Raw genomic sequence first — 18,678 nt, 5'->3', positions numbered from 1 at the left:
TAGAACCCGTGAGTCAATTCTTCCAGATTCATCCGGAAAACCCCCAGGCGCGCCTGATCAAGCAGGCCGTAGAGATCATTCGCGCCGGCGGCGTGGTGATCTACCCAACCGATTCGTCCTACGCCATCGGTTGCCAGATCGGCGACAAGGGCGCAGTCGAACGTGTAAGACGCCTGCGTCAGCTGGATGACAAGCACAACTTTGCGCTGATCTGCAGCGACTTGTCCCAGTTGGGTCTGTTCGCCAAGGTCGACACCGGCACCTTCCGCCTGCTCAAGGCCCATACGCCCGGGCCCTACACCTTTATCCTCAACGCCACCCGCGAAGTGCCGCGCCTGCTGCTGCACCCGAAAAAACGCACCATCGGCCTGCGGGTGCCGGAGCATCCTATCGCCCTGGCGTTGTTGGCCGAGCTGGGTGAGCCGTTGATGAGTGTGTCGTTGATCATGCCCGGCGACACCGAGCCGCTGGAAGACCCATACGAAATGCGCCAATTGCTGGAAAAACAGGTCGACCTGATCATCGACGGCGGTTTCGGCGGCAACAAGGCCTCCACCGTGATCAACCTGGCCGACGGCGAACCTGAAGTGATCCGTGTCGGTTGCGGCGATCCTGCGCCCTTTATGGCTGAGGCCTGAATGTCAGCCGTGGAAACCGTCGACAGCCAGGCGGGCGCCCAGCAGGAACTGCCGTTTGCCATGGTCTATGGCCAGGCGGTGCTGGAAATGCCGCTGGACCTGTACATTCCGCCGGACGCCCTGGAAGTCTTCCTTGAGGCTTTCGAGGGCCCGTTGGACTTGCTGCTGTACCTGATCCGCAAACAGAACATCAACATCCTCGACATCCCGGTGGCGGAAATCACCCGCCAGTACATGGGCTATGTCGAGTTGATGCAGTCGGTACGCCTGGAACTGGCTGCCGAGTACCTGGTGATGGCCGCCATGCTCGCCGAGATCAAGTCGCGCATGCTGTTGCCGCGCGCGGAAACGGTCGAGGCCGAAGAGGACGACCCTCGCGCCGAACTGATCCGCCGCCTGCAAGAGTACGAACGCTTCAAGGCCGCCGCCGAAGGCATTGACGGCCTGAGCCGCGTGGGCCGCGACGTGGTGGTACCCAAGCTCGACGCTCCCGAGGCCCGGGCGCGCAAGCTGCTGCCGGACGTGAGCCTGGAAGAGTTGCTGATGTCCATGGCCGAGGTGCTACGCCGGGGCGATATGTTCGAACACCACCAGGTCAGCCGCGAGGCCCTGTCCACCCGCGAGCGCATGAGCGATGTGCTCGAACGCCTCAAAGGCGGCGGGTTTGTGCCGTTCGTCGAGCTGTTCACGGCAGAAGAAGGGCGCCTGGGAGTGGTGGTGACCTTTATGGCGGTCCTCGAACTGGTCAAGGAATCCTTGGTCGAGCTGGTCCAGAATGAGCCTTTTGCGGCTATCCACGTGCGGGCGCGAGCCGAATAAAGAGCTGAATCGATGAATCTGACTGAACCCCGCGAACTGGCCCCGTTGCTGGAGGCCTTTCTCCTGGCCTCGGGTAAACCGCAATCCCTGGAGCGCCTGTTCGAACTGTTTGAGGAAGCCGAGCGCCCTGAACCGCCGGTGTTCAAGAAGGCGCTGGAAATTCTGCGCAAGTCCTGTGACGGCCGCGCCTTTGAACTGCGCGAGGTGGCGTCGGGTTATCGCCTGCAGATCCGTGAGAAGTTTTCCCCGTGGGTCGGCCGCCTCTGGGAAGAGCGCCCGCAGCGCTATTCACGGGCGATGCTGGAGACCATGGCGCTGATCGCCTATCGCCAGCCCATCACCCGTGGCGAAATCGAGGACGTGCGGGGCGTGGCGGTCAACAGCCATATCGTCAAGACGCTGCTGGAGCGCGAGTGGATCCGCATCGTCGGCTACCGCGACGTGCCCGGCAAACCGGCGATGTTCGCCACCACCAAGGTGTTCCTTGACCATTTCAACCTGAAGAACCTCGACGACCTGCCGCCGCTGGCCGAATTGCGCGAGATGGAAGCCGAGCCGGTGCTCGATTTCGACGACGCCCCGGTCCCGGCGAGCTTGCAGGAACTGGCCGACGCCACGGCCGAGCTGGAAGAGCCGAAGGACGAAACCAGTTTCCACACGTTATTGCTGGAACTGGACGACATGGAGCAGGGCATCAAGACCGACTTTGACGACTTGCTGCGTGATGGTGCGGCCGAGCCGGAAGCCCAGGTGAGTGTTGAACCTGAGCCTGACGTCGAAGCCGAAGACGATGTCCTCGGCGTGGCCGAAGCTCGCGAAAAACTCCTGGCCGCCGTTGCCGCCCTCGAACAACCGCCCTTGAGTGACGAGGAAGACGAAGCCAGGGCACTGGCCGAGGCCATCGAGGCCGAACGCCGCCAGTTCGAAGACTGACGCTATCCCACATGGGGTCATGTGTTGCCCTGGGCACCACCGGTCGGCGGAAAAACCACTGACCCGGCGCTTATCGACTAGTCTCTGATGCGCAACGCGCGCCATGCGCGTATGATTCGCGACCCTTTGCCGACCTATTCGGCCAAAGCCCCGCTTTCAACACTCTTCAGGCCACGCCTGAATCGACCCACCGGGAGGTGCTTAAGATGAACGATAAAGACCAGAACGACAGCCAGGAAATCGGCCCTGCAGGCGAAAAGCTGCAAAAGGTGCTGGCGCGTATCGGCGTGGGCTCGCGCCGCGACGTCGAAGCCTGGATCACCCAGAAGCGCATCAAGGTCAACGGCGTCGAGGCCACCCTTGGCCAGCGCGTCGACCTGCACGATGCAATCACCATTGATGGCAAGGTCATCAAGCGTGAAGAGGCCGCCGAATCGGTGCGCCGCGTGATCATGTACAACAAGCCCGATGGCGAGATCTGCACCCGTGACGACCCGGAAGGCCGTCCGACCGTGTTCGACAAGATGCCCAAGCCCAAAGAAGGCCGCTGGATCAACATCGGTCGTCTCGACATCAACACCACTGGCTTGTTGATGTTCACCACCGACGGTGAACTGGCCAACCGCTTGATGCACCCGTCCTACGAGATGGACCGCGAATACGCCGTGCGTGTACGTGGTGAAGTCGATGACGAGATGATCGAACGCCTCAAGGCCGGCGTAGTGCTGGAAGACGGCCCGGCCAAGTTCACCGATATCAAGCAGGCGCCGGGCGGTGAAGGTTTCAACCACTGGTACCACTGCGTGGTGATGGAAGGCCGTAACCGTGAAGTGCGTCGCCTGTGGGAATCCCAGGGCCTGGTGGTCAGCCGCCTGAAGCGCGTGCGTTTTGGCCCGGTGTTCCTCAACTCCGACCTGCCAATGGGCCGCTGGCGCGAAATGAGTCAGTACGAAGTCGACATCCTCAGCGCCGAAGTCGGCCTGACGCCGGTCGCCATGCCGCAGATGAACGCCAAGAGCAAAGACAAGCTCGATCGTATGCAGCGTAAATCGTCGCGCCCTGTGGCCCGCACCGAACGCGTTGCCCGCACCCTGCGCCCGGCGCTGGATGCACCGGCTACCGGCGGGCGTATCTCGCGTCAGCCGCACATCGAAGGCGAGCGTCGCCCAACCGCGCCATCGCGTCAGGAAGGCGAGCGTGCTCCCCGCACCCCGCGCCCGGCCGGTCGTGGCGAGGCGCCAAGCGGTGGTCGCAGCAACCGTGGTGACGCCGGTCGCGGTGCTCCGGCATCCGATCACCCAGCCGACAGCGCCAACACCAAGCGCCCAGCCAAGCCCGCGCCGAAAAAGCGTCCAGGCTTGAAGTTGGTCGCGGACGAGCCATCGGGCAAGCGCCGTGGCGCACCGGCCGGTTCGGGTCAGCGTCCTGGTTTTGGTCGTAAGAAGCCACAGTGATGTTTTAAACACTGCATAAAAAAACGCCAACTGTCGAAGTTGGCGTTTTTTTTTGAGCTGGATTTACGTCTGAGTGCCCAGGTGGATCTTCATTCGCCGAGGGATTGTTGTGCACCCCGGGCTAAACAGTTACCACCGGCTTTGGTGGAGAGGGCACTAGATTGGGCCTCGTACTCACTTTTGCTACGAGGCTATTTCCATGGATATTCGCATCAATCATCGCCACATGACCCGCGGCCAGAAAGACGTTCTTATCCAGGCCATCCTATTGCTGAAAAACGACGTCGAGAGTGTCCTGCGTCCCGGACGCCAAAAACGCTATGACGATTACGTACAGGTTCACCGCAGCGCCATGGGTGGTCCGGGTGCTTTCATGCCGATGCCGCACCGCTCGCCGTTGTTTTTCCCCTGGCACCGTGTATTCCTGCGCCAGTTCGAGCAGGATTTGCAACGCGCCGTCAGCGATTCCTCCCTCACCCTGCCGTTTTGGGATTGGTCGTTGGAGGGCCCAAGTAATCCGTTCACTCCTGGCTTTTTGGGCGGCAATGGCGACAGTGCTCAAGACCAGCGTATTACGTCGGGTCCATTTGCCTTACAGGGTGGCCGCTTTGAAGTTCGTCTATGGGACCTGGAATTGGGCGATTCGGGCTTGCGCCGGGAACTGGGCACAGAGCCCGGCGCGCACTTGCCGGACTCCGAGCAAGTGCTAAGTGCGCTGTCCAAGACACCTTATGGGCCAGGGCCGGACAGTTGGGTCAATTATTGCGAAGGCATGCTGCATGATCCTGTGCACCGTTGGGTGGGCGGTAACATGTCGCTGCCCACCTCGCCCAACGATCCGGTGTTTTTCCTGCACCACTGTTACCTTGATCTGTTGTGGGAGCGCTGGAAGCGCCAGCATCCGAGCTCTGCGGCGTACTATCCGGTAAGCGGCGTACCAGGGTTGGATCGTGAGGCCACGCTGGTTTTCCACGCGCCGGGCGATTCCGCGCCTTGGCCGGGGACTTGGACCGTTGACCAGGTGATCAGCTCTGAAGCGCTGGACTACACCTACGGTCTATTTACCTCGATAACTACCTGCGCGCCGGTGCCACCCGTTTGTGATGTGCTCACGTAACATTCTTCAACCTGCTCGGCATCGAAAGTGCTGGCTCGCGATAGAGGTGTTCTCGGCTTAAGAGGCACCGTTATCGCGAGCAAACCGCACATTCGGACCCCATTGCTTTCAAGGTCGATGTTCAGAACGCAAAGGTGCCGTCAAAGACGGGTTTGTCATCCAGCGCCAACACCCCGCTGGCAAAGATCAGGTCCAGGTGATGACTGCCTTTCTGCCCGCCACCCAAGCCCAGATGCAAGCCGCAATGGCGCTCCTCGAACCCGGCATTGCGCGCATACAGGTCCTTCACCCCTTCATTGGTGCCAATCCCCAGCTCCTCCACGCGGCGGTTGGACGGGTTGGCATTCAGGTATTTGTTGAAGTCGTCGGCCAGTCCCGGCACGTCACTGGCCACGCTGCAGATGGTTGAGTTCTCGATCCACAGTTCCAGCGGTGACTGCAGCACGCCGTACTTGCGTGCGAAGGGGATGGTGCTGAGAAAGGTGCCGACAAACCGCACCTGGCCATTGATGGCCTCGCTGTGGGTGGCGATTTCGCCGGGGGCCAGGTCGTGGTTGCCGATGCCGTTGATATTGGTCCACTTCTTGATGCTGCTCATGGGCGCCTGCAGGCGTGAGCCGTGTTTGTCGGTAAAGCTCAGTACAGCGGCTTGGGACATGCGCCGGATCAGCGTGGCGTTGAGGTCGGCGATGCGCTGCGGCTCGACGCTGAAGGTGTCGTAGAAATAGTCGCCGTAATCCTTGAACAGCAGGGATTTCTTCCAGTGTTCGGCCATCACGCCTTGCAGGGCACGGATAAAGTCCGGACCCTCGGCGCGCGGGTTGGGCAGGGTGGAGGAGTCGTAGAGGAACAGGTACAGGTCGCAGGCTTCGATGGCCTGCGCCAGGCGGTCGCTGTCGGCCAGGTCCAGGCGCTGCACCTGGAAGTTGAAACGGGCGGCGCTGCTCTGGGTGATCGCCTGGGCGATGGCGTCGTAGCGCTCGGTGTGGCCCAGCAGCACGGTGGGGCAGCTCAGGCCGCTGAGGGCCGGATGGTGTGCAAGGTAGTAGAGAAAGTGTTCAACGGCGCGGGCCTTGTCCATGACGTGTGTCCTTGTGTGCCTTGGGTAAGGAGGCAGGTGCCGTGCACAGCACCTGCCGAATACGTGCCGGGTGTCAGAAAGGCCACATCGCCGTGCCAAAGGGCACAACGGCATCGGCTTGCATCATTTCAACGGCGGCCTCGTGGGTCGGCGCTTCAAACCAATCGTCGAGTTGCAGTTCGGTTTCCAGGTCGTTTTCCAGTACTTGCATGGTGTATCTCCTAGAGGACGTTGTTTGAGAACGGCTTGCCAGCGGGCTTCGCTGGGCAAGTGAAAGAACCTAGGTGAGAGTGTTTGGGAATGCAAAAATTTTATTGACACGGTCTCATTTGGATTTTTTCTTCTGTTTTTTCGCCAGCTTTTTTTCTTCAGGAAATACAGCGAGCTGGCGTCGCTAATGTTGATGAATTTTCCTACCGCCATTTTTTCAAAAACTTACAGCTGTAACGCCGATTTTCCATGCTGTAACGATTAATTTACGACTAGCTCGCGGCCTGATTGGCCTATTTACCACTGTAAGGAATACCTGACAGATCGTCGCACGCGCTCCGCGGGTACGGCTTCAAGCTGTCGAGCGGTGTACAATGCGCCGCGTTTTACTGTGACCCCCTTGCGTAACCACGCAAAAGGCCAAGACCTCAGGGTTTACCCACCCTGATCACTCCGCCTGGCCACGAGCCCGGCGGGTTCGATTTCGTCACAGATAAAAACAAACAGGTGACGCATGACCGTTAGAAAGACGCTGTACTCCTGGTGCCTGCGCTGGGGTTTGAGCGGCGCTGCTTGAGTCGGTAATTCAAGGCAGCAACCTGCATTCAACATCATCAAACCTTGCGTGAGACCCTTTTCATGAGTGAACCCCATTCCTCTTCAGGCGAGCTGAAACGCGGCCTGAAAAATCGGCATATCCAGTTGATCGCCCTTGGTGGCGCCATCGGCACCGGCCTGTTCCTGGGCTCTGCCGGCGTGCTCAAATCCGCCGGCCCGTCGATGATCCTGGGTTATGCCATCTGCGGCTTCATTGCCTTCATGATCATGCGCCAGCTCGGCGAAATGATCGTCGAAGAGCCGGTCGCCGGTTCCTTCAGCCACTTTGCCCACAAGTACTGGGGCGGTTTCGCCGGCTTCCTGTCGGGCTGGAACTGCTGGATCCTGTACATCCTGGTGGGCATGTCCGAGCTGACGGCCGTTGGCAAATACGTGCACTACTGGTGGCCGGAGATCCCGACCTGGGTCTCGGCGGCGGCGTTCTTCGTGTTGATCAACCTGATCAACCTGGCCAACGTCAAAGTCTTTGGTGAAGCCGAGTTCTGGTTCGCCATCATCAAGGTAGTGGCCATCGTCGGCATGATCGCCCTGGGCAGTTACCTGCTGGTCAGCGGCAGCGGCGGCCCACAAGCCTCGGTGAGCAACCTGTGGGAACACGGCGGGTTCTTTCCCCATGGCGTGGGCGGCTTGGTGATGGCCATGGCGATCATCATGTTCTCCTTTGGCGGCCTGGAAATGCTCGGCTTTACCGCCGCCGAAGCCGACCAGCCACGCACCGTGATCCCCAAGGCGATCAATCAGGTGATCTACCGCATCCTGATCTTCTACATCGGCGCCCTGGTCGTGCTGTTGTCGCTGACGCCATGGGACAGCCTGCTGGCCACCCTCAACGCCTCCGGCGATGCCTACAGCGGCAGCCCGTTCGTGCAGGTGTTTTCGATGCTGGGCAGCAACACCGCTGCGCATATCCTCAACTTCGTGGTGTTGACGGCGGCGTTGTCGGTGTACAACAGCGGCACCTACTGCAACAGCCGCATGCTGCTGGGTATGGCCGAGCAGGGTGATGCGCCCAAGGCGCTGGCCAAGATCGACAAGCGCGGCGTGCCAGTGCGTTCGATCCTCGCTTCGGCGGCGGTTACGCTGGTGGCGGTGTTGATGAACTACTTCATCCCGCAACACGCCCTGGAACTGCTGATGTCCCTGGTAGTGGCCACGCTGGTGATCAACTGGGCGATGATCAGCTTCTCCCACTTCAAGTTCCGCCAGCACATGAACCGCACCGGCCAGGTGCCTTTGTTCAAGGCGTTGTGGTACCCGTACGGCAACTATGTGTGCCTGGCGTTCGTGGTTTTTATCCTGGTGATCATGCTGATGATTCCGGGGATCCAGGTGTCGGTGTACGCGATCCCGGTGTGGGTGGCGTTTATGGCGGTGTGTTACGGGATCAAGAACAAGCGCAGTGCTGACGCCGCGTTGAGCGCAGCGAGTGCGGGTTCAAAGGCACCGTGATTGCCAAGGCCCAGGCGTCGATGTTGTTGTCCCGGTCGGGCTTATCCGTTGCCTGAGGTTTTTGATTGATGCTGGTAATTTCCAATAACGTGCACCTGCCCGACGCCGAAATCGAGTTGACCGCCATCCGCGCCCAGGGCGCCGGCGGGCAGAACGTCAACAAGGTGTCGAGCGCGGTGCACCTGCGGTTTGATATTCCGGCGTCGTCGCTGCCGGCGTTCTACAAGGAGCGACTGCTGGCACTGCGTGACAGTCGTATCACCAGCGAAGGCGTGCTGGTGCTCAAGGCCCAGCAGTACCGGACCCAGGAACAGAACCGTGCTGATGCGCTGGAGCGGCTGGTGGAGCTGATCCTCAGTGCCACCAAGGTCGAGAAGAAACGCCGCCCGACCAAACCCACCCTGGGCTCGAAAAAACGTCGCCTGGAATCTAAGACCAAGCGCGGCAGCATCAAGGCCGGGCGCGGCAAAGTCGACTTTTAGGCGTCGCGCGCTGCACGGGCCAGGGGTGCTTGCCGGTACAGGTACACACTCAGCAGCAAACCGCCAAGGGCGGCGAGGGCGGCGAACAGGAAGATCGAGGCAAAGCCGAAGCCTGCCGCCACGGCCCCCGCCAGCGGCCCGGTAATGCCCAGTGACAAGTCGATAAACAACGAGTAAGCCCCCACCGCCGAACCTCGGCTGGACGCCGGCACCAGATTGACCGCCTCCACCCCCAGCGCCGGAAACACCAGGGAAAAGCCGAAGCCGCTCAACGCCGCGCCGGCCAGGGCCAGGTTGGCGTCTGGCGCCAACCACAGCAACAGCAGGCCGAGGATCTCCACCGACAGGCACGCGATCGCCACGCGAAAGCCGCCGATGCGGTTGATCAAGTTGCCGAACAGCAGGCGCGCACCGATAAAGCTGGCACCGAACAGGCTCAATGCCCACACCGCGTTATCCCAATGCTGAGTGGTGTAATACAGGGTGATAAAGGTGGCGATGGTGCCAAAGCCGATGGAGCCCAGGGCCAGCGCGCAGCCGTGGGGCAACACCCGGCCCAGCACATTCATGAACGGCAGGCGCACGCCGGCGACGATGGGGGCGGCCACTTTGTTCCAGGCCAGCAACACGCCTACTACTGCCAGCAGGATAATGCTGACACCCATGCTCCACAGTCCGAAATTCTTCACCAGCAGCACGCCCAGCGGCGCACCGACCGCCAGCGCGCCGTAACTGGCGATGCCGTTCCACGAAATGACCTTGGCGGTATTGGCCGCGCCCACCCGGCCAATGCCCCAGCCGATGGCACCTGAGCCCACCAGGCTTTCTGCGCTGCCCAGTACCAATCGACCGATGAGCAGGCTGACCAGGCTGACGGCCGGCAAGCTTGAAAACCACGCCGCAAGCAACATGAACACGCCGCTCACGCCGCAGCCCACCAGGCCGATCAGCACCGCACGCTTGCTGCCCAGGTTATCGATGATTTTGCCGGCATACGGACGGCTCAACAGCGTGGCCAGGTACTGCACGCTGATCACCAGCCCGGCGATCACCGCGCCGTAGCCCAGTTCGCTGTGGACATAGCCCGGCAATACGGCCAGGGGAATGCCGATATTCAGGTAGCCGATAAAGGTGAACAACACGATGGAAACAACTTGCAACGTTACCGCCAGGGGGCGCTGGGTATCGGGCATGGGAGAGGTCCACTGTCGCAGCAGGTAAAGATAGGCTGCTAATGATACCGGGGCTTAGACGTGCGCAGGGCGGTAAAACGCAAAAACGTCAGATCAAAAAGACGTCAGGCTTGAAGGGGCGGCGAGTAATTGGGTGGTGACCAGGGCGGCCAGGGCGTTTTCCTGGGTGCCGAAGCGCTTGAGCAGCAAGGCTTGTTTGTCCGCGCTGAGGCGGTTCCACACTTCGACCATCTGCAGGGCGGTGTCGAGTACGGCGGTGTCCGGGTGGGTGTCTGTCATGGCGGGGACCTCGGGGTGATTCAGGCAGTGTGGAAAGCGTTCAAAGGTACGCTTTCCACACGGTCTGGTACGGCGTCAGTCCTGGCTCTTGCTGTCGACTGGTTTTGCTTCTTTGGCCTCAGGCTGCTTCGCGCTGGCCTGCTGCGGTGTTGGCTGCTCAGTTTCGTGCAGGCTTGGGAAGGGGAGATTAGGTATCTCGTGCATCGTCGTCGCTCCTCGCAAAGTCTGTTTTTTCAATCGCAGGTGATTCCGCGCTCTCAAAAAGCCTTGGCAGGATACAGCACTGTAAATGACAAAAAGACTTTTATATCGCCGGGTGAACGAACCTTTTATCGTTTTTATGCAAGTGACAAGAGGTCACACCGTTCAGAACGGCACCTTGCCCAGGATCATGTCGCGGTACATCACAAAATCCCCCAGCAGGCTGTAGAACGGGTGCTGAAACGTCGCCGGACGGTTCTTTTCGAAGAAGAAGTGCCCGATCCAGGCGAAGCTGTAACCGGCAATCGGCACGGCCAACAACAGGCCCAGTGAACCTCTGCCGATGGCGTAGGCCAGGATGCCGATCACCAGGGTAGTGCCGATAAAGTGCAGGCGCCGGCAGGTGCTGTTGCCGTGCTCAGTCAGGTAATAAGGGTAAAACTCGGCAAAGCTATTGAATCGCTTGAGGTTTTCCACTGTGGCCGGCCCTTTGATTGTTGTGCTGCCCAACAGATGTTCGGCGGGGAGCTTATTTGAGTCTAGAGTGATCAGTGGTAACAGCCAGTGACAATAGATGCCACTTTAGTATCCTTGGCTTTCCTGGCTGACGTTTTGAGCCTGCTTTATTCAAGAAGACGCCATGAGCGAACGAACAACTTCTGCAAGCTGGGCGATGGGGATAGTCAAGGCATTGGAAATGGACGGCCTGGATTGCCGCGCCTTGTTCAAGCAGCTGGGCCTGGACTACGCCGCGCTGAGTGACCCCGATGCGCGGTTCCCGCAAGACTCCATGACCCGCCTGTGGCAGCGCGCGGTAGAGCTGTCGGGCAACCCGGCGATTGGCCTGAACATGGGCAAGGTGGTGCGCCCGGCGTCGTTTCATGTGGCCGGTTACGCCTTGATGTCCAGCAACACCCTGGCCGAAGGCTTTATGCGGCTGGTGCGTTACCAGCGGATCATCGCCGAAAGCGCCGACTTGAGTTTCCGACTATTGCCTGAAGGCTATGCGCTGATTCTGACGGTGCATGGCGATCATCTTCCGCCGACCCGACAAAGCGCCGAAGCCTCCCTGGCCTGTGCATTGGCGCTGTGCGGCTGGCTCACCGGCCGGACCCTGCAACCACGCAAAGTATTGCTGCAGGGCGATCAACCCGAGGACCTGGCCCCTTATAGACAAGCGTTCCATGCCCCGCTGGAGTTCGATGCGCCGTATGACGCGCTGATCTTTGAGCGCGCCGACATGGACGCGCCGCTGCCCACGGCCAACGAGGCCATGGCGCTGTTGCACGATCGATTTGCCGGTGAGTACCTGGCGCGATTCTCGGAAAGTCGTGTGACCCACAAGGCCCGGCAGGTGCTGTGCCGGCTGTTGCCTCAGGGCGAACCCAAGCGCGAAGTGGTGGCCCAGACCCTGCACCTGTCCCAGCGCACCTTGCAGCGGCGCCTGCAGGAAGAGGGCACGAGTTTCCAGACCCTGCTCGACGACACCCGCCGCGAACTGGCCGAGCAGTACCTGGCGCAGCCGAGCATGACCTTGTTGGAGATTGCCTACCTGCTGGGCTTTGCCGACCCGAGCAACTTCTTTCGCGCGTTTCGCCGCTGGTTCGATGCCACACCCGGCGAATACCGGGCGCGACTGCAGGATGCGTCGACGGTCAGTGACGCCAGAACGCAGGAATGCACAGAACAAAGACTGTGATGATTTCCAGCCGGCCCAGCAGCATGCCCAGGGACAGGATCCACTTGGCCGCATCCGGCAGGCTGGCGAAGTTGCCGGCCGGGCCAATGGTTTCCCCCAGGCCCGGGCCGACACCGGACACGGTGCTGGCGGCGCCGGTGAGTGCGGTCATCCAGTCCAGGCCCAGCAGCGACAGCGCCAGGGCGATGGCGCAGATGGTGATGGCGAAGAAAAACGAAAAGGTCAGGATCGAACGCACAATCTCTTCGTCGAGGCGGTGCCCGTTGTACTTCTGCTTGATCACCGCGCGCGGGTGAATCAGCTGGTTCAAGTTGGCCTTGAGCAGGATATAGGCGACCTGGAAGCGGAAGATCTTGATCCCACCCGCCGTGGAGCCGGAACAGCCACCGATGAAGCCCAGGTAGAAGAACAGCATCAGTGAGAAATTGCCCCACAGGCTGTAGTCCCCCAGTGCAAAACCAGTGGTGGTTACTATCGACGTGACGTTTAACGCCACATGGCGCAAGGCATCCAGCCAGTGCAGATTGGTGGTCCACCAGTACCAGGTGCCGAGCACCAGCCACGTCACGATCAACAAACCGAGTAAGCCCTGTACTTGCTGATCCTTGATCAATGCCTTGCGATTGCCCCGCAAGGTGGCCACGTAAAGGGTAAACGGCAGGCTGCCGAGGATCATCACCACCACCGCTACCCAGTGCACCGCCGGTTGTTTCCAGTGCGCCAGGGATTCGTCGGAGGTGGAGAAGCCGCCGGTGGAAATCGCCGACATTGCGTGGTTGATCGCATCGAACAGGCCCATGCCGGCCCACCAGAATGCCAGGCTGCCGAGGATGGTGATGCCGACGTAGGCCGCCACGATCAGTCGCGCCACCATGTGCGAGCGGGGCATGACCTTCTCCGAGCGGTCCGAGGATTCGGTCTGGAACAGGCGCATGCCACCGATGCGCAGCAGCGGCAGGATCGCCACCGCCATGCCGATAAAGCCGATGCCGCCGAGCCAGTGCAGCAGCGAGCGCCACATCAGAATGCCGGGTGACAGGGTGTCCAGGCCGCTCAGCACCGTGGAGCCGGTGGCGGTGATGCCGGACATGCTTTCGAAAAACGAGTCGGTGTAGCTGATGTGCTGGGTCAGCAAGAACGGCAGCGCGGCGAACACGCACACCACCACCCAACTGCTGACCGTGAGCAGGTACATGTCTCGCGGACGCAGGTGCACGTGTTCGGGCCGACCGGGAATCACCAGGGCGAGCCCGGCGACAAAGGTGATCAGGCTGGCCCAGAGGAACGACGGCAGGTCGCTGGTGCGTTCGAAAAACACCAGGGTGGCCATGGGCACGACCATGGCGATCGCGAGAGTGATCAGGAAGATGCCGATGATGAAACCGATGATGCGGAGGGTCGGCAACGCCATGAAGTGAGCTCGAAAGAGGGCAGAGACGCCATTCTACCTGGGGTGCAGGGCATGTAAACCGGGCCTTGAAAGCGACGCCAATCAAATGTGGGAGGGGGCTTGCTCCCGATGGCGGGGGGGCAGCAGATACTTTCTTCTCTGACAGACCGCTATCGGGAGCAAGCCCCCTCCCACATGGGTTCCGGGGGGTAAAAAAAAGGCGACCCGAAGGTCGCCTCATTCAACACGGCACTGATCAGAACTCGTGATCAGCGTTATCCGGGTTCAGGTCGCTGATGCCCAGCTTGCCAGCAGCGGCCTCGATCGAACCGGTCTGCTTGACCAGGGCGGCGATGGCGTCACGTACGATCTGGTTGCCCGCGTCGTTACCGGCCGCGATCAACTGGTCGTAGTGCTCACCCTTGTTGGCGTGATCAACCATGACCTGGATCTTCGCTTCGGTCGCCGCCAGGTCTGCTTTCAGCGCGGTATCGGCAGCAGGGTCGGCCTTGGCCACCAGGGACGACAGGCTGGCGCCGGTCATTTTGGTGCCGTCGACGCGGGTGTACTCGCCCAGGTAGACGTTGCGGATGCCCTTGGCGTCGTAGAAGTGCGAGTAGTGGGTATTGTCACTGAAGCAGTCCTGTTCGTCTTCCGGCGAGTTGGCTTCCAGGGAAACCTTCATGCGCTCACCGGCCAGCTCGCCCAGGGACAGGCTGCCCATGCCGAACAACATTTTGCGCAGGCCTTCGGTGGCAGGTTCTGCCTCCAGGGTGGCGCGGTAGTTGTCTTCGACGTTGGGTTTCCAGTTGCCGACCATTTCCTGCAGGTCGCTGACCAGCAGTTGGGTCACGGCGGTCAGGTAGGCGCGGCGGCGCTCGTTGTGGCCGCCGGTTGCGCCGTCGCCGGTCAGGTAGTCCGACGCAGGGCGGTTGCCGGCGCCTGGGCCGGTGCCGTTCAGGTCCTGGCCCCAGAGCAGGAATTCGATGGCGTGGTAGCCGGTGGCGACGTTGGCTTCGGAACCGCCCAGCTCATTGAGGCTGGCGAGTTTTTCCGGGGTGATGTCCTTCACGTCGACCTTGTCTTCGCCGACCTGAACTTCGGTGTTGGCGATGATGTTGGCGTTAGCGCCAGGGTTACCCAGGGCGTGCTCGTAGGATTTGTCGACGTAGTCGATCAGGCCTTCGTCCAGCGGCCAGGCGTTAACCTGACCTTCCCAGTCATCGATGATGGTGTTGCCGAAGCGGAACACTTCGCTCTGCAGGTATGGAACGCGAGCGGCAACCCAGGCGGCGCGGGCGGCTTTCAGGGTTTCGTCGTTGGGCTTGGCGAGGAAGGCATCGATCGCGGTTTGCAGGGTTTTTGCGGTGGACTCAGCATCGCTGTACACCGCGAAGACCATGTCGGCGTAATGCGCAACCACGGCCTTGGCGGCCGCTTCGTCGACCTGGCCGGCAGGGGTGGCAGCCGCTGGAGCGGTAGTGCTGGCAGCCGGGGTCGGCGCCTGGTTGGCTGCGGGCTTGTCTTTACCTTCGCCGCAACCGGCGAGAGAAATGGCAATGGCCAGCAGACTGGCGGTGGCCAGGGGCATACGAATCATGGCGAACATCCTGCTTCGGTTGTTGATGGGCGCGCGGGGGTCGCGCAAAACTGCGACATAATGCGAAAGATTTGCATTTTGTGTAAAGGGTTATACGCAGGAAATATTCAGTATCGTTTTACCAGATCAGAGAATGGCCGCGCTATTGCGCTCGGCCTGCTTCAAAAAAGCCGCCAACTCCCGGGCCGGCAGGGGTTTGCTGTAGTAGTAGCCCTGACCTTCATGGCAGCCTTCGGAGATGATGTAAGCCTCCTGCTCCGCGGTCTCCACGCCTTCGGCGATGACCTGCATGCCCAGGCTTTTGCCCAGTTGGATAATCGCGCGAACGATGGTGGCGTCGTCATCGTCGTCCAGCAGGTCCTGGACGAAGCTTTTGTCGATCTTGATCTTGTCCAGCGGCAGGCTTTTCAAATAGCTCAAGGAGGAATAGCCGGTGCCGAAGTCATCAATGGCGATCAATGCCCCGGAGCGGCGCAGGCTCAACAGGTGCTGGGCGGCGGTGCTGATGTCTTCCATCAGGCCGGTCTCGGTGACTTCCAGTTCCAGGCTGCGCGGCGGCAGGCGGTAGATCTGCATCAGGTTGTTGACCACCCGTGGCAACTCGGTGTGGTGCAGTTGCACGGTGGACAGATTGACTGCCATGCGTAGTTCGGTGAAACCCAGGTCATGCCATTCGCGCAATTGTCGACAGGCCTGGTCCAGCACCCATTCGCCAATCGGAATAATGGTGCCGTTCTGTTCAGCCAGCGGGATGAACAGGTCCGGAGGCACCAGGCCGTGTTCCGGGTGCTGCCAGCGGATCAGGGCTTCCACGCCTACCACACGCTGGTCGCGATAGCTGATCTGCGGCTGGTAGACCAGGTGAAACTGGTCGCGACCCAGGGCATCGCGCAGGTCTTTTTCCAGTTCGCGGCGGCGGCGCATTTCGCTGTCGACGCTGGCGATATAGAACTGATAGCGGTTGCGTGAGCGGCTCTTGGCCAGGGTCATGGTCTGTTCGGCTTTTTGCAGCAGCTTCTCGGTGCTGTCGCCATCTTCGGGAAACAAGGTGATGCCGATGGTGGCGCGCAGGCGAATTTCCTCGTGGTCGAGGGCGAACTCCGCCTCCAGGTCGTCGAGGATGCTTTGCGCCAGTTCGGCTGCTTCGTAGGGCTGGTCGATATCGGCCTGTACCAGCGCGAACTGGTCGCCCCCCAGGCGGGCGAGGGCGCCGAGGCGACCGCTGTGGGCGCGCAAGCGATCGGCCAGGGCCAGCAGCAATTTGTCGCCGGCCTGGTAGGTGAACTGCTCGTTGACGCTCTTGAAGTCATCCAGCCCCACGCATAACACGGCGACGCGGCGCTGGCGGCGGCCGGCGTCGATGAGGATCTTGTCCAGTTGCTCCTGCAGTTTCTGGCGGTTCGGCAGGCCGGTGAGAAAATCGTACTGGGCCATGCGCAGCAGGCTGGATTCCGCCTCATGGCGCAGGTGGGTGTTACGCTCGATGGATTCGAGCAACTGGTTGGCGGTGTTGATCCACAACCCCAACTCGTTGCGCTCGTGCCCCTTGAGTTGCGGGATCTTGTGCTGGCTGGGACGGTCCGGGTTGATCGATGTAAGGTGCTCGATAATCCGCGACAGCGGTTTGGTCAGCAGCCAGTGGTAAACCAGGTACAACACCAGGCCCATGGCCAAGGCGCGTAACACGCCGGAAATGAAGATGATCACCGAACTGACGAGAAAGCCCTGGCCGTAAGTGGCGGTGTCGAGGGTAATGCTCAGGTCGCCGTAATACTCGCTGTAGGGGCCTTTGCCGACCAATGAAGTGGTGAAGGTGCGTTCCTGGCCAAGAATCAGGTCGGTGAGCCAACGGCTGGGGGAGTGCTGCAAGGCGCGGCTTTTTTCCGCCAGCATGGTTTCGTTGGGATGGCCGATGGAGGCCATGCGCACCGCCTCGTCCTGGAACAGCCCTTCGATCACCTGCATGCCCATCTCGCGGTCCAGGCTATAGACGGCCTGGGTCGAGGGGTCGCGAAACATGTCGAGGATGCGCTGGGCATCACCGGCCACGGCCTGGCGCGTCTTGTAGGCATCGAAAACGATCTGCGCCACGCTCAGCGTCACGCCCACGATCAACGCCGACAGCAGCACAACCCGTAGCAACTTCACCGACAAGCTGTTCTTGAGTTCCAGCTTCAAAGGGGCATTCCTTGTCTCATGCGGGTGGCCTTCAATATGCCATGAGTATTGGCAATCCCGTGATTGCAGTCAAAGGGACATTGCGGCTTACGGTACTTTGTGGCGCTGGGTGAGCCTGAGGCGGGTAGTGTTGGCGGGCGCGGGGTGAAATGGAGAGGTGGTTCAATCAGGCGAGCGATGGACGGGGAGAGGCTGCGCTTTTCGCTTCCCTGGAAGCCCTGAGAAGCGAACGCTGCGGCTTTTACCCGGCTGGTACCTGGTTTGGATTATCTTTCTGCGCGTCTGTCATGGATTTAGCCAGCGACGAGCCTGTGTTGATTGCCATTCCTAAGGTTTTAATCCCGAGGTCTATCGCCATCGGGGCGACGGTTGAGATTATTGGGGCCGCCACTGCTGCTGCGCCTGCGCCTGCGATTGCCATAATTACACTCTCCTACATCAATTAAGAGGGACATTCCTCCTGCCGCCTGGGTGGTCATTTCTTGTCGTTGAGTTCCGTGGGTCTTTGCCTGCCCTTGTGGTTGCATCGCGCCCATAAAAAAGCCCGGCACATTCGCCGGGCTCTTTTTACTGTAAGGGTTGCTTAGGCAGTGAAGGTCTTGCCTTCGAACTGCTCAGCCACGAACTTCCAGTTGACCAGGTTCCAGAACGCTTCCACATACTTTGGACGCACGTTGCGGTAGTCGATGTAGTAGGCGTGTTCCCACACGTCGCAGGTCAGCAGCGGGGTGTCGCCGCTGGTCAGCGGGTTGCCGGCGCCGATGGTGCTGGCCAGGGCCAGGGAACCGTCAGCCTTTTTCACCAGCCAGCCCCAGCCGGAACCGAAGGTGCCGACGGACGTCTTGGTGAATTCTTCCTTGAACTTGTCGAACGAACCGAACGCAGCGTTGATGGCTTCAGCCAGCGCGCCGGTAGGTTGGCCGCCGGCGTTTGGTGCCAGGCAGTTCCAGTAGAAGGTGTGGTTCCAGACCTGAGCGGCGTTGTTGAAGATGCCGCCCGAAGAAGACTTGACGATCTCTTCCAGGGTCTTGCCTTCGAACTCGGTGCCTGGCACCAGGTTGTTCAGGTTCACGACATAGGTGTTGTGGTGCTTGTCGTGGTGGTATTCCAAGGTTTCCTTGGAGATGTGCGGCTGCAGGGCATCGTGTGCGTAGGGCAGCGGCGGCAATTCGAAAGCCATGATGATTCTCCTAATCAGGTCAGTTGCGGTGAGCGCAAGGCCGATCACGGGCGGCCAAACAAGCGCCGGGGAGTTTGTACTCTTTGCGGCGCAGGGTCCGGATCATAGCACCGGGGGTGCGGCAAAACCACGCAACAACTGTGTGGGATAGAGGTTC

17 protein-coding genes are annotated in these 18,678 nt (G+C 60.7%); 8 read left to right on the top strand and 9 right to left on the bottom strand.

What is annotated here, in order from left to right:
• Nucleotides 1–8: 8 nt before the first annotated feature.
• From HCF10_RS06520 to HCF10_RS06500, 5 genes are all read left to right on the top strand, one after another.
• Nucleotides 9–638, top strand: a complete 630-nt coding sequence (locus HCF10_RS06520; RefSeq protein WP_027605571.1) for an L-threonylcarbamoyladenylate synthase — start codon at nucleotides 9–11, stop codon at nucleotides 636–638.
• Between the two features lie 120 nt (nucleotides 639–758).
• The gene (locus HCF10_RS06515) at nucleotides 759–1,457 is read left to right on the top strand and encodes a segregation and condensation protein A (protein ID WP_169898658.1); all 699 of its coding nucleotides are present in this window, start codon (nucleotides 759–761) and stop codon (nucleotides 1,455–1,457) included.
• Between the two features lie 12 nt (nucleotides 1,458–1,469).
• A complete protein-coding gene (scpB, locus tag HCF10_RS06510; protein WP_131697873.1) occupies nucleotides 1,470–2,390 on the top strand; it encodes an SMC-Scp complex subunit ScpB in 921 nt (306 codons plus the stop codon).
• Between the two features lie 206 nt (nucleotides 2,391–2,596).
• Nucleotides 2,597–3,844, top strand: coding sequence for a 23S rRNA pseudouridine(2605) synthase RluB (rluB, locus tag HCF10_RS06505; RefSeq protein ID WP_092488924.1), 1,248 nt, complete (start codon nucleotides 2,597–2,599; stop codon nucleotides 3,842–3,844).
• Nucleotides 3,845–4,043: 199 nt separating this feature from the next.
• Complete coding sequence (locus HCF10_RS06500) at nucleotides 4,044–4,961, top strand: tyrosinase family protein (protein WP_131697872.1); 918 nt, start codon at nucleotides 4,044–4,046, stop codon at nucleotides 4,959–4,961.
• A gap of 121 nt (nucleotides 4,962–5,082) precedes the next feature.
• On the opposite strand, the gene HCF10_RS06495 is transcribed toward HCF10_RS06500, so the two are convergent.
• The gene (locus tag HCF10_RS06495; protein WP_131697871.1) at nucleotides 5,083–6,042 is read right to left on the bottom strand and encodes a leucyl aminopeptidase; all 960 of its coding nucleotides are present in this window, start codon (nucleotides 6,040–6,042) and stop codon (nucleotides 5,083–5,085) included.
• Between the two features lie 73 nt (nucleotides 6,043–6,115).
• Nucleotides 6,116–6,253, bottom strand: a complete 138-nt coding sequence (locus HCF10_RS06490) for a hypothetical protein (RefSeq protein ID WP_034100099.1) — start codon at nucleotides 6,251–6,253, stop codon at nucleotides 6,116–6,118.
• Between the two features lie 638 nt (nucleotides 6,254–6,891).
• Between HCF10_RS06490 and HCF10_RS06485 the strand changes: the two genes are divergently transcribed.
• Both HCF10_RS06485 and arfB read left to right on the top strand, forming a co-directional pair.
• On the top strand, nucleotides 6,892–8,319 hold the full coding sequence (locus HCF10_RS06485; protein WP_145337874.1) for an amino acid permease: 1,428 nt from the start codon (nucleotides 6,892–6,894) through the stop codon (nucleotides 8,317–8,319).
• 68 nt (nucleotides 8,320–8,387) lie between these two features.
• The gene (arfB, locus tag HCF10_RS06480) at nucleotides 8,388–8,801 is read left to right on the top strand and encodes an alternative ribosome rescue aminoacyl-tRNA hydrolase ArfB (RefSeq protein ID WP_017139168.1); all 414 of its coding nucleotides are present in this window, start codon (nucleotides 8,388–8,390) and stop codon (nucleotides 8,799–8,801) included.
• Here arfB and HCF10_RS06475 read toward each other — a convergent pair.
• The 3 genes from HCF10_RS06475 to HCF10_RS06465 all read right to left on the bottom strand — a co-directional run bounded on the left by HCF10_RS06475 (nucleotide 8,798) and on the right by HCF10_RS06465 (nucleotide 10,951).
• Nucleotides 8,798–9,994 (bottom strand): MFS transporter, encoded by a 1,197-nt coding sequence (locus HCF10_RS06475; protein ID WP_131697869.1) that lies wholly within the window; start codon nucleotides 9,992–9,994, stop codon nucleotides 8,798–8,800. The two genes, arfB and HCF10_RS06475, sit on opposite strands and share 4 nt — an antisense overlap.
• Before the next feature lie 93 nt (nucleotides 9,995–10,087).
• Nucleotides 10,088–10,273: a hypothetical protein gene (locus HCF10_RS06470; RefSeq protein ID WP_167655099.1), complete on the bottom strand. Its 186-nt coding sequence runs from the start codon at nucleotides 10,271–10,273 to the stop codon at nucleotides 10,088–10,090.
• A gap of 366 nt (nucleotides 10,274–10,639) precedes the next feature.
• On the bottom strand, nucleotides 10,640–10,951 hold the full coding sequence (locus HCF10_RS06465; protein ID WP_027605580.1) for a DUF962 domain-containing protein: 312 nt from the start codon (nucleotides 10,949–10,951) through the stop codon (nucleotides 10,640–10,642).
• A 163-nt stretch (nucleotides 10,952–11,114) separates the two neighbouring features.
• Here HCF10_RS06465 and HCF10_RS06460 point away from each other — a divergent pair, with 163 nt between their 5' ends.
• Entirely contained in the window at nucleotides 11,115–12,173 is a 1,059-nt protein-coding gene (locus tag HCF10_RS06460) for an AraC family transcriptional regulator (protein ID WP_131697867.1), read from the top strand.
• On the opposite strand, the gene HCF10_RS06455 is transcribed toward HCF10_RS06460, so the two are convergent.
• From HCF10_RS06455 to HCF10_RS06440, 4 genes are all read right to left on the bottom strand, one after another.
• A complete protein-coding gene (locus tag HCF10_RS06455; protein ID WP_131697866.1) occupies nucleotides 12,130–13,584 on the bottom strand; it encodes a TrkH family potassium uptake protein in 1,455 nt (484 codons plus the stop codon). The two genes, HCF10_RS06460 and HCF10_RS06455, sit on opposite strands and share 44 nt — an antisense overlap.
• Nucleotides 13,585–13,819: 235 nt before the next feature.
• Entirely contained in the window at nucleotides 13,820–15,163 is a 1,344-nt protein-coding gene (locus HCF10_RS06450) for an imelysin family protein (protein ID WP_131697865.1), read from the bottom strand.
• 126 nt (nucleotides 15,164–15,289) lie between these two features.
• A complete protein-coding gene (locus HCF10_RS06445) occupies nucleotides 15,290–17,341 on the bottom strand; it encodes a putative bifunctional diguanylate cyclase/phosphodiesterase (protein ID WP_167655098.1) in 2,052 nt (683 codons plus the stop codon).
• 583 nt (nucleotides 17,342–17,924) lie between these two features.
• Nucleotides 17,925–18,521: a superoxide dismutase gene (locus HCF10_RS06440; protein ID WP_003212997.1), complete on the bottom strand. Its 597-nt coding sequence runs from the start codon at nucleotides 18,519–18,521 to the stop codon at nucleotides 17,925–17,927.
• Between the last annotated feature and the right edge of the window lie 157 nt (nucleotides 18,522–18,678).

Origin of the sequence: Pseudomonas sp. B14(2022), assembly GCF_012030485.1 — a bacterium.
Lineage (GTDB): Bacteria > Pseudomonadota > Gammaproteobacteria > Pseudomonadales > Pseudomonadaceae > Aquipseudomonas.
The sequence above is the reverse complement of the archived record's forward strand: the minus strand, read 5'-3'. Positions and strand labels throughout refer to the sequence as shown.